General features: G+C 52.0%; 9 protein-coding genes. 8 read left to right on the top strand and 1 reads right to left on the bottom strand.

What is annotated here, in order from left to right:
* Positions 1-1,719, top strand: a 1,719-nt coding sequence (gene ftsH, locus IGR76_15150; GenBank protein ID MBF2079809.1) for an ATP-dependent zinc metalloprotease FtsH, incomplete at its 5' end; no start/stop codon positions are given.
* The gene (locus IGR76_15155) at positions 1,673-2,998 is read left to right on the top strand and encodes an MFS transporter (GenBank protein MBF2079810.1); all 1,326 of its coding nucleotides are present in this window, start codon (positions 1,673-1,675) and stop codon (positions 2,996-2,998) included. The genes ftsH and IGR76_15155, both read left to right, overlap by 47 nt.
* Before the next feature lie 66 nt (positions 2,999-3,064).
* Here the strand turns inward: IGR76_15155 and IGR76_15160 are convergent, their stop codons facing one another.
* Positions 3,065-4,846: a GMC family oxidoreductase gene (locus tag IGR76_15160; protein MBF2079811.1), complete on the bottom strand. Its 1,782-nt coding sequence runs from the start codon at positions 4,844-4,846 to the stop codon at positions 3,065-3,067.
* Positions 4,847-4,983: 137 nt separating this feature from the next.
* Here IGR76_15160 and IGR76_15165 point away from each other — a divergent pair, with 137 nt between their 5' ends.
* The 6 genes from IGR76_15165 (at position 4,984) to IGR76_15190 (ending at position 10,236) form a co-directional block, all read left to right on the top strand.
* On the top strand, positions 4,984-5,274 hold the full coding sequence (locus IGR76_15165) for a hypothetical protein (GenBank protein ID MBF2079812.1): 291 nt from the start codon (positions 4,984-4,986) through the stop codon (positions 5,272-5,274).
* Positions 5,271-5,750, top strand: a complete 480-nt coding sequence (gene ybaK, locus IGR76_15170; protein ID MBF2079813.1) for a Cys-tRNA(Pro) deacylase — start codon at positions 5,271-5,273, stop codon at positions 5,748-5,750. The genes IGR76_15165 and ybaK overlap by 4 nt, the downstream gene beginning before the upstream one ends.
* Before the next feature lie 134 nt (positions 5,751-5,884).
* Entirely contained in the window at positions 5,885-7,315 is a 1,431-nt protein-coding gene (pds, locus tag IGR76_15175) for a 15-cis-phytoene desaturase (protein MBF2079814.1), read from the top strand.
* Positions 7,316-7,406: 91 nt separating this feature from the next.
* A complete protein-coding gene (locus IGR76_15180; GenBank protein MBF2079815.1) occupies positions 7,407-8,336 on the top strand; it encodes a phytoene synthase in 930 nt (309 codons plus the stop codon).
* Positions 8,337-8,363: 27 nt separating this feature from the next.
* The gene (gene nadD, locus IGR76_15185) at positions 8,364-9,053 is read left to right on the top strand and encodes a nicotinate (nicotinamide) nucleotide adenylyltransferase (protein MBF2079816.1); all 690 of its coding nucleotides are present in this window, start codon (positions 8,364-8,366) and stop codon (positions 9,051-9,053) included.
* Positions 9,054-9,219: 166 nt separating this feature from the next.
* Positions 9,220-10,236: a type I glyceraldehyde-3-phosphate dehydrogenase gene (locus IGR76_15190; protein ID MBF2079817.1), complete on the top strand. Its 1,017-nt coding sequence runs from the start codon at positions 9,220-9,222 to the stop codon at positions 10,234-10,236.
* Positions 10,237-10,279: the final 43 nt, after the last annotated feature.

The following is a 10,279-nucleotide window of genomic DNA, read 5'->3' on the forward strand; positions in this document are numbered from 1 at the left end:
ATGATTGCTGGACGACTGAAGGAAACGCCTTATTCTCAATACGGTGTGCTTCTTTCTGTGACCAATTACGTTGAATTTTCGGCATCGCCCAGTTCGGGTTGGATGGGAAGTCTGTTAGGTTGGCTGCTGCTGCTCTTGATTTTCCTGGGGATGTGGAGTTGGATTGTGAACCGAGGCTCGATGGGTGGATCGGCCCTGACGATCGGTAAGAGTAAAGCCCGCATCTATTCTGAAGGCAGTGTGGGGGTCACGTTTGACGATGTGGCTGGCATTGATGAGGCCAAGGCGGAATTGCGGGAGATTGTCGATTTTTTACAAAATGCGGAAAAGTACACGCGGCTGGGAGCCAAAATTCCGAAAGGGGTGCTGTTGGTGGGGCCACCGGGAACGGGAAAGACGCTGCTGGTACGGGCGATCGCCGGAGAAGCAAGAGTTCCGTTTTTTAGTATTTCTGGCTCTGAATTTATTGAACTCTTTGTGGGTGTGGGTGCAGCACGGGTGCGGGATTTGTTTGAGCAGGCGAAACGGCAGGCTCCCTGCATCGTGTTTATTGATGAGTTGGATGCGTTGGGGCGATCGCGTGCCAGTGCTAGCCCCATTCAGTCCAGCAACGAAGAACGGGAGCAAACCTTAAACCAGTTACTTTCCGAGATGGACGGGTTTGATCCGAACACGGGGGTGATCCTGTTAGCTGCAACGAATCGACCAGAGGTTTTAGATCCGGCCTTACGGCGTCCCGGTCGTTTTGATCGGCAAATCGCGATCGATCGCCCGGATAAAGGTGGGCGGGAAGCGATCCTGAACCTTCATGCCAACCATGTGAAATTAGCTCGCGATGTTGATTTGTCGAAGTTGGCGGCTAGAACACCGGGATTTGCGGGAGCGGATCTGGCTAATCTCGTGAATGAAGCTGCATTGCTGGCCGCCCGCGAGGGTCACGATAGCGTGAGGATGGTGGACTTTAACGAAGCGATCGAACGGGTTGTGGCAGGACTGGAGAAGAAGTCTCGCGTATTGAATGAGTTGGAGAAAAAAATTGTGGCCTACCACGAAGTCGGCCATGCCCTGATTGCCGCCTTAATGCCCGGTTCCGGCAGTGTAGAAAAAATTTCTGTGGTGCCCCGCGGGATTGACGCCTTGGGGTACACGCTCCGTTTGCCTGAAGAAGACCGCTTTTTGATGACGGAATCCGAAATTCGGGGACAGCTTGTGATGCTATTGGGTGGGCGCTCGGCTGAAGAGGTGATCTTTGGCTCGACCTCTACGGGGGCGAGTGATGATTTGCAAAAAGCGACTGACCTTGCCGAACGATTTGTCACGCTGTACGGCATGAGCGATGCGTTGGGGTTAGTGGTCGTCGATCGCTCTCCGCAAACGTTCTTGGAGGGCTACTCTTCTCCGCGTCGTTCCGTGAGTGCTCCGGTGGCGGCGACTATTGATCAGGCGATCCATCAACTGATCGATGACGCTCATCGGATAGCGTTGGTCATTTTGGAGCAAAATCGGGATCTGCTGGACGAAACCGCTCGATCGCTCATGGAAAAGGAAGTTTTGGAAGGTCAGGATCTGAAGTTGGTTTTGAGTCATGTTCAGGCTCCTGGATCGTTGGCAGAATGGTTGCGAACGGGCAAACTGGGCGATCGCCCCCCGTCTGAACCTCCAGTATTAGATAATGGAAAAACGTCTCAACCCCACGTTAACCCTAAGTTTCTGCTGTAATGTTTTGAGCCATCAACGGTTTCACCCCAAGCTACCCGGCCTTGCTCGATTGAGGCAATCCTTCAAAGCCCTTCAGCATCGGAACTATCGACTCTACTTTGTGGGGCAAGGGATTTCTATAGTTGGCACCTGGATGACGCAGATCGCCGCCATCTGGTTGACCTATCATTTGACCAATTCCCCCTTTCTGTTAGGCATTGTGGGCTTTGTGGGCCAAAGTCCCAGTATTGTGCTGGCTCCGGTTGCGGGCTATCTGGGCGATCGCTGGAATCGTCGTCATATATTGCTGGTGACCCAAAGTTTAGCCCTGATTCGCTCCTTGGCGTTGGCGATCTTGGCGTTTACCAATCATCTAGACGTGGGACATTTGATTGTCCTGAGCTTTATTCAGGGCGTGTTAACCGCAATTGATTTGCCCACGCGTCAGGCGTTCGTCTCTGAAATTGTTGAAACCAAAGCTGACTTGGGCAGTGCGATCGCCCTTAATTCCTCCCTGGTGAGTGGGGCACGGCTCCTTGCTCCGGCGATCGCCGGACTCTTGCTCAGCTCTGTGGGGGCAGGCATGTGCTTTCTTCTGGATGCCATTAGCTATGGTGCGGTGATTACTGCCCTTGTGGCGATGAAACTTCAATCTAGATCGCGTCAGTGCCCGCAGGAAAGGCATCCACCCTGGCACGAAATTTCCATTGGGTTCAGCTACACATTGCATTCTCAGCCTATTCGGACGGTTCTGCTGTTGTTGGCGTTTACGACGTTTTTGGGAACGCCCTTCATTGCGCTAGGCCCTGTCTTTGCCGATGATGTGCTGGGGGGTAACTCTGATATTTTCGGATTTTTGATGACGGCATCTGCCATCGGGGCACTGATCGGTGCGCTCTATCTCAGTTCTCGCCCGGACAAACGAGGCATCGAAAAGCTGATTGTGGTTTCCCCGGTTGGTCTAGGCTTGGGGTTGCTGCTGTTTTCCCAATCTCGCACCCTCAGTTTTTCGCTGCTCTTGATCGCGTGTATTGGTCTGATGTTAGTGATTCAAAGTGCCAGCAGTAATACCTTTATTCAAACGATTGTGGAGGATCGTAAGCGGGGACGGGTGATGGGATTTTATACCCTTACGTCGGAAGCGGGGATTCCGTTGGGTAATCTCTTTGCTGGAATCCTAGCCAGCCAGATTGGTGTTCAAACAACGCTGGCTATAGAGGGGACTTTGTGTATCCTGATCGCGGTTGTTTTTCGGAAGTATTTACCCCATCTACGAGCGGCGATCGCTGCGGCTGGGTAGGCGAAGGTTCTGGGGGACAAACGCGGGGGGATAGATCCCGGAAGCTCTATCCCCTCCACCATTCGTTTACCCTCCGACGCTGTGCAAATGGTCGGCTAAGCGCATAGCTAACGCTGCCAGGGTCAGGGTTGGATTAGCGGCGGGTGATGCCGGGAAAACGGACAAATCGCAGGCATAGAGGTTGGTGTATCCGTGAAATTTGAGGTTGGTATCGACAACGCCTACCCCCGGTTCGCCCATCCGCAGGGTTCCGACTTCATGGGCAACTCCTCCTAGTCCGGCTTGTTTGAGGGTGAGATCCTGTCCGGCGATCGCCATACCTCCCAGAGCGTTAATGATCTGATCTTTGAGGGCATCGATTTCACCCAGGAATGGATTTGCGCTCGGGCTAGGCTGTATTTGCACGATCGGTTTCACGTAGGATGGCCCTTGTTGTTGAATCGTATTCTGATCCATCAGGGGCGAGTTAAACAGGAACACAAGCTCACAGAGCATCATATTGCCCTTTAGGCGTTGATGTTCTGCCAGGATATCGTCATCTACAAAACGTCCCTGGTTATAGTCTGCGCCAATTTCCAGAACAACGTTGTAGGCATGGTCGTTGGCACTAATACCTTTGTGTTGGAGCAAAATTTTACTACTGTCCTGGGGGCTGTAGTAGGGTGATGTGGTAGGTAAGGCAAAGTGGGTAAAGTAGATCGGATGATCAGTGATGCCCACCCCGATTTTGCCGCTAGGGTCTTGAAGGTTGCTGAGTTGGGCAATCTTGGCACTTTCTACGGTTCCGGCGGATAGCACAATAGATTTGGCTCGGTAGGTGCGATAGGTCTTGGCAATGAGGTCGTAGGCAACAACAGCAGTGGCGTCGTTACCGTCCGTTTCGACCCTGACCACGACATGGTTGAGATTGACGGATAGAAACTGGTTTCCCGTTGCGCCATTGGTTAACCGAGATTCCATGAGGAGATCGGCGGTAGAGAACATACCTGCTGGGATGGTGCTGAGCCGTCCGTTGGCGTATTGTACGGCCATCGGAGCGTCAAAGTTGTTGAAATCGGGAAATTGCGTTCGGAGGGTTTGCTTCATTTGCTGATGGTAGGGCGTGCTGGGGAACGGACTGCGATTGATCAGATCTTCGGCACGTTGATAGCCACTGTCTTCTAGAAACCATTTGACGGGCTGGGGCCAGAAGTCCATTTCCCAAGAGAGCATGCGCGGAATTAATCCTCCCCAAAAGAGCGATCGCCCGCCCAGATTAAAGGCTTGACCGCCGTTGAATTGTGATCCGGGCGCGTTAGTGAAGTTATTGATGCGAAATTCGTCGTACAGTCCCCATACATGCTTATCAAACTGGCCGATTTGGTGCTGGCGGGGGAGGTTGGCGACGTGGGTAGGGAAGAGGTAGCTGCCTGCTTCGAGCACTAAGACGGTTTTCCCTAAGTCGGAAAGCTGATCGGCGAGGATGCCACCCCCGATGCCTGAGCCAATCACAATCACGTCAAAAAGCTGGTCTTCGTTGAGATTCGGTGGAAAGAAGAGTTGCTGAACGCGGGAGTTTTCAACCACTAGGTCTTGCATGGGTGGAAACTGAACCTGGGCTTCGGTGTAGGGATAAACGGCTCCGGCGGTCGGGAGCAGAAACGCATCAACTCCGATCATCCAGTAGGTTTGCTCAAGGACGAATTTGAAGGCGAGACCGTTGGGATATTGGTCTTCATCGAGGTCAAACCGCCATGCGTCGTTTTCGTAAATACCGGGAATATCAATTCCCCAGCCATCGATACTATTGCGAAGCGTAACGATTAAATCGGGACGATAATTTTGGGTTTGGAAGCGGATAGAGAACATGGAATGACCTGCACTGCGTGAGTGATTTGCGTCTATCCTTGCAAAGCCCAAAAGAGATGGCGGTACCTACGGGGGCTACTTTTGGGAACGATTGATCGCCCAATTTCCATGTCCGAGCAACCGCAGAATATGCTGACGTGGCGGGCGTCTTAGGTCGTGACACCAGCCTGAACGTTGAGGGGATCAGGATAGAATTGGAGCGATCGCATCACGAAATCTTGACGGTTATGGTAGACCGCATCATTGCCGAACATCGAACCTACTCGGATCAGGCTGACACCCATCACCATTCCTATTTAACGCCGCTGCTGTCTACGCTACTGCTGAACCTCTGTGGGCTGGCTTCGGCAACGTGGCAACTGGGACTGTCGTGCTTTCTGATTATGGGCGGAGCCGTATTGGCGGGGGGAGTGTGGAAACGTCGATGAAGAAAACGAATGCCGTTCGAGTGCTGGATCGCTTGAAGATTGCCTATGATCTGGTGAGTTATGAGGTAAATCCTAATGATTTGGCAGCGGACAGTATCGCCCAAAAGGTGGGACTGCCACCGGAGCAGGTGTTTAAAACCCTCGTGGCAAAGGGCGATCGCCACGGGGTTTGCCTTGCCGTGATTCCAGGTAATTTCCATCTCAATCTCAAAGCCTTGGCAACCCTAAGCGGCGATAAAAAGGTGGAAACGGCGCCACTTAAGGATGTGCAGCCCCTCACGGGATACATTCGCGGTGGCGTCACGGCCCTAGCCTGCAAGAAAGACTATCCGGTTTATCTTCACCATAGTGCTATGACCTTCGATTGGATCACCGTATCCGCGGGTCAACGGGGACTCCTGATTCGGTTAGATCCCAAGGACTACCAAACGGCGGCTCAGGCAACGGTTGGCGCGATCGCCGACTTAGAAGCATAGCCAGGTTTACCAGCGAATTACGCAGCGGATTTCTAATAAGTCTAAAACCTTGCAATCTTTCTTAATAGAAGTTTGTTAAGGCGTATAATGATCAGTGATCACTGGTCATTATTTTTGGAAGGTAATAGAACTACATGCGAGTTGCGATCGCTGGGGCAGGACTTGCAGGTCTTTCATGCGCGAAGTATCTAGTCGATGCGGGACACACGCCCATCGTACTGGAGCGCCGAGATGTACTGGGTGGAAAAGTTGCCGCTTGGAAAGATGAAGATGGGGACTGGTATGAGACCGGGTTACACATCTTCTTTGGAGCCTATCCCAATATCCTTCAACTGTTTAGCGAACTGGGCATCGAAGATCGCTTGCAGTGGAAAGACCACACCATGATCATGAACCAGCCGGATAATCCGGGAGTGTATTCACGCTTCGATTTTCCCGATATTCCCGCACCCTGGAACGGGATTGTGGCGATCCTCCGCAATAACAACATGCTGACCTGGGAGGAGAAGATTAAGTTTGGCCTCGGTTTGATTCCAGTAATGCTGCGGGGTCAGGCCTACGTCGAAGAAATGGATCAGTATTCATGGACGGAGTGGCTGCAAAAGCACGGCATTCCTGAGCGGGTGAATGACGAAATTTTCATCGCGATGGCGAAATCGCTCAACTTCATTGGCCCGGATGAGATTTCATCAACGATTATCCTAACGGCCATGAACCGTTTCTTGCAGGAGCGCTACGGGTCACGCATGGCGTTTCTTGATGGTGCGCCAACGGAACGTCTATGTCAGCCCATTGTGGACTACGTGACGGAGCGGGGAGGCAGTGTTCACCTGAACAAACCCCTCAAAGAAATTTTGTTGAATGAAGATGGCTCTGTAAAAGGCTTCCTCATTCGAGGTCTAGACGGTGCGGATGATGAAATCGTGACCGCCGATGCTTACGTTTCCGCAATGCCTGTCGATCCCCTGAAGGTGATGCTGCCCCAGTCCTGGAAGCAAATGTCCTTCTTCCAAAAGCTGGACGGATTAGAAGGGGTGCCCGTCATTAACCTCCATCTCTGGTTTGACCGGAAGCTGACGGATATTGATCATCTGCTGTTTTCGCGATCGCCCCTCCTGAGTGTGTATGCCGACATGAGCAACACCTGCCGAGAGTATGAGAATCCTGATCGCTCGATGCTGGAACTGGTGTTGGCTCCGGCTCAGGACTGGATTTCTCAGTCTGACGAGAAGATCGTGGAGGCCACGATGGAGGAATTGAAAAAGCTTTTCCCCAATCACTTTGGTACGGATAATCCGGCTCAACTCCTGAAGTATAAGGTAGTGAAAACGCCGCGTTCGGTTTACAAAGCCACCCCCGGTCGTCAAGAGTACCGACCCAGCCAAGTGACCCCGATTTCAAATTTTTATCTCACAGGCGACTATACGATGCAGCGCTACCTTGCCAGTATGGAAGGGGCTGTGTTGTCTGGTAAGCTGACGGCTCAGGCGATTAGCAGCCATCCTCCGGCATCCAGCGTGGATTCCTCCTCTGCGGCTCAGCCGCTTCAAGCTGTCACTCCGTAGCGAGTTTTGCTTTATTATCATTTGAGCCGCGCACCTAACTCTCTGGCGATCGCTGCCTTCCACTCTCTTTAAACCTCCAGCCTGCAACGCGATGCTGCAACTGCCGAAACCTACTGCAATTGTTACCTCTCGGGTCTCCCTTGCAGACTCCTATGAGCAATGTCGTCAGGTGACGGCAGAATATGCCAAAACCTTCTATCTGGGCACAATGCTCATGTCAGAAGTTAAGCGGAAAGCGATTTGGGCCATTTATGTATGGTGTCGTCGCACAGATGAATTGGTGGATGGCCCTCAGGCGGCGTCAACTACTGATGCCACGCTGGACGCATGGGAACAAAATTTGGAGTCTATCTTTGCAGGCCATCCTGTTGATGATGTGGATCTGGCTCTGATCGATACGCTGGCACGTTTCCCGATCAGCATTGAACCGTTTCGGGATATGATTGCAGGCCAGCGGATGGATCTCTATCGCAACCGCTACGAGACCTTTGAGGAACTGTATCTGTACTGTTATCGAGTAGCAGGCACCGTGGGGTTAATGTCCGAAGCGGTGATGGGCGTGGATGAAAATCAGCGCAACGCCCCTTGGGTTCGCTCTGACCAGGGTAAACCCACGGAGGAGGCGATCGCCCTGGGTATTGCCAATCAGCTCACCAATATCCTGCGCGACGTGGGTGAAGATGCCCGTCGTGGGCGGATTTATCTTCCTCTGGAAGATCTAAAGCGGTTTAATTACACGGAAGCGGATTTATTCAACAGCGTGATTGACGATCGCTGGCGCGAACTCATGACGTTCCAAATTCGGCGGGCGCGTCAATTCTTTAACCAGGCTGAACAGGGTATTAGTCGGCTAAGTCCGGATGCCCGCTGGCCTGTATGGTCGGCACTCTTGCTGTATCGCCAGATTTTAGACTCTATTGAGAGAAATCAGTACGATGTGTTCAGCACCCGTGCCTACGTTCCGACTTGGCGAAAATTGCTAACGCTGCCCATGGCGCGCATCTGGGCAGAAGTTCGCTAGAGCCTGTAGTTTATCCTGCTTGTCCCTATGAAACGGCTGGCCATCCTGGGTGGAACGTTTAATCCAATCCATCTTGGTCATCTCATTCTGGCGGATACTGCCTTGACCCAGTGCCACTTGGATCAGGTGCTGTGGCTTCCAAGTCGCTATGCCCACTACAAGCCCTTTGACCAGATTTTAGAATTCCCCCATCGGGTTCAGCTGATCCAACGGGCGATCGCCCATCAGCCTCAGTTTGTGTTGCCTACGATCCAGCAAGATGTACAGGGCGTGTCCTATGCTCTCGATCTGTTTCAGCAACTTCAAGCTGCGTATCCTGGGGTACTCTGGCATTGGATTATGGGGTTAGATGCCCTGCGATCGCTGCCCCAGTGGTACGGGCGTCAGATCTTGGTAGAGCAGTGTACATGGTTGATTGCGCCTCGGATTGATCTGAATTCGCTTTGCGTTCAAGATTTCACCTCCACAGATTTACCGCTCACCACATCGCTAGAGGCCTGGATCCTGAATGAAACCGAGGTTGCGATTCAAGCGGTGGCCGATCGTCTTAGGCAAGAGGGTTTGGAGTTTAAGGGGCGATCGCTCCAGATGCCCTTGATCCCGATCTCATCCCGCCTCATTCGTGCTCGCTGCCGTCAGCGTCAATCCATTCGCCATCTTGTGCCTGACGGTGTGTATGACGATATTGCGGCTCATCACTGGTACGCTCATTCGTGATGTTTGATGAGCAAAAATACTTAGGACTCAAAATCCTTGTCGGACGGGCATTCTGGCCAAGTTGGTCAAATTTTTATCGTGATCCCCTATTGAGAGGGGTACTCATAAGAGTGTATGATTTGGTTCATTAATGGCGATTTATGAATATTACAGAGGGCAAGACGCAGTGGTTAGAGTAGCAATTAATGGTTTTGGACGTATCGGACGGAACTTTTTGCGCTGCTGGCTCGGACGTACCGACAGCCAGTTGGAGGTTGTGGCAATCAATGATACATCTGATCCAAAGACCAATGCCCATCTTCTTCGGTACGACTCCATGCTGGGTAAGCTGGATGCAGATATCAGTGCAGATGACAGCTCCATTACGGTTAACGGTAAGACAATCAAATGTGTCTCTGATCGGAATCCGTTAAACTTGCCCTGGAAAGCTTGGGATATTGATCTCATTATTGAATCGACGGGCGTTTTCGTGACCGATGAAGGCGCGTCCAAGCACATCGAAGCTGGAGCGAAGAAGGTTTTGATCACCGCTCCAGGTAAAGGCGCAAACGTTGGAACCTACGTTGTGGGTGTAAATGCCCATGAGTATGAGCACGACGCATTCAACGTGATTAGTAACGCAAGTTGTACCACCAACTGTCTCGCACCAATTGTTAAAGTCATCCATGAGAACTTTGGCATTATCAAAGGTACGATGACCACGACTCACAGCTACACTGGCGACCAGCGGATTCTGGATGCTAGCCACCGCGATCTACGTCGGGCACGGGCTGCGGCAGTCAACATTGTGCCGACGTCTACAGGTGCGGCTAAGGCTGTTGCGCTTGTTATTCCTGAGATGAAGGGTAAGCTCAACGGTATTGCGCTGCGTGTACCTACTCCTAACGTGTCTGTTGTGGATCTAGTAGCTCAGGTTGAGAAGAGCACCATTGCAGAGCAGGTTAATGAGGTTCTTAAGGCGGCTTCGGAAGGTTCTCTGAAGGGAATCTTGGGCTACAGTGAGTTACCTCTTGTATCCTGTGACTACCGAGGAACGGATATGTCTTCCATCGTAGACGCTGCCCTTACCATGGTCATGGGTGGTGACATGGTGAAGGTTGTGGCATGGTATGACAACGAATGGGGTTACAGCCAGCGTGTAGTGGATTTGGCTGAAGTGGTTGCTCAGAAGTGGGCTGCATAGGCATCCCGCTTAGAGTTTATACCAAACCTTGATTGAAACTGAG

Origin of the sequence: Synechococcales cyanobacterium T60_A2020_003 (genome assembly GCA_015272205.1) — a bacterium.
In the GTDB taxonomy this organism is placed as follows: domain Bacteria; phylum Cyanobacteriota; class Cyanobacteriia; order RECH01; family RECH01; genus JACYMB01.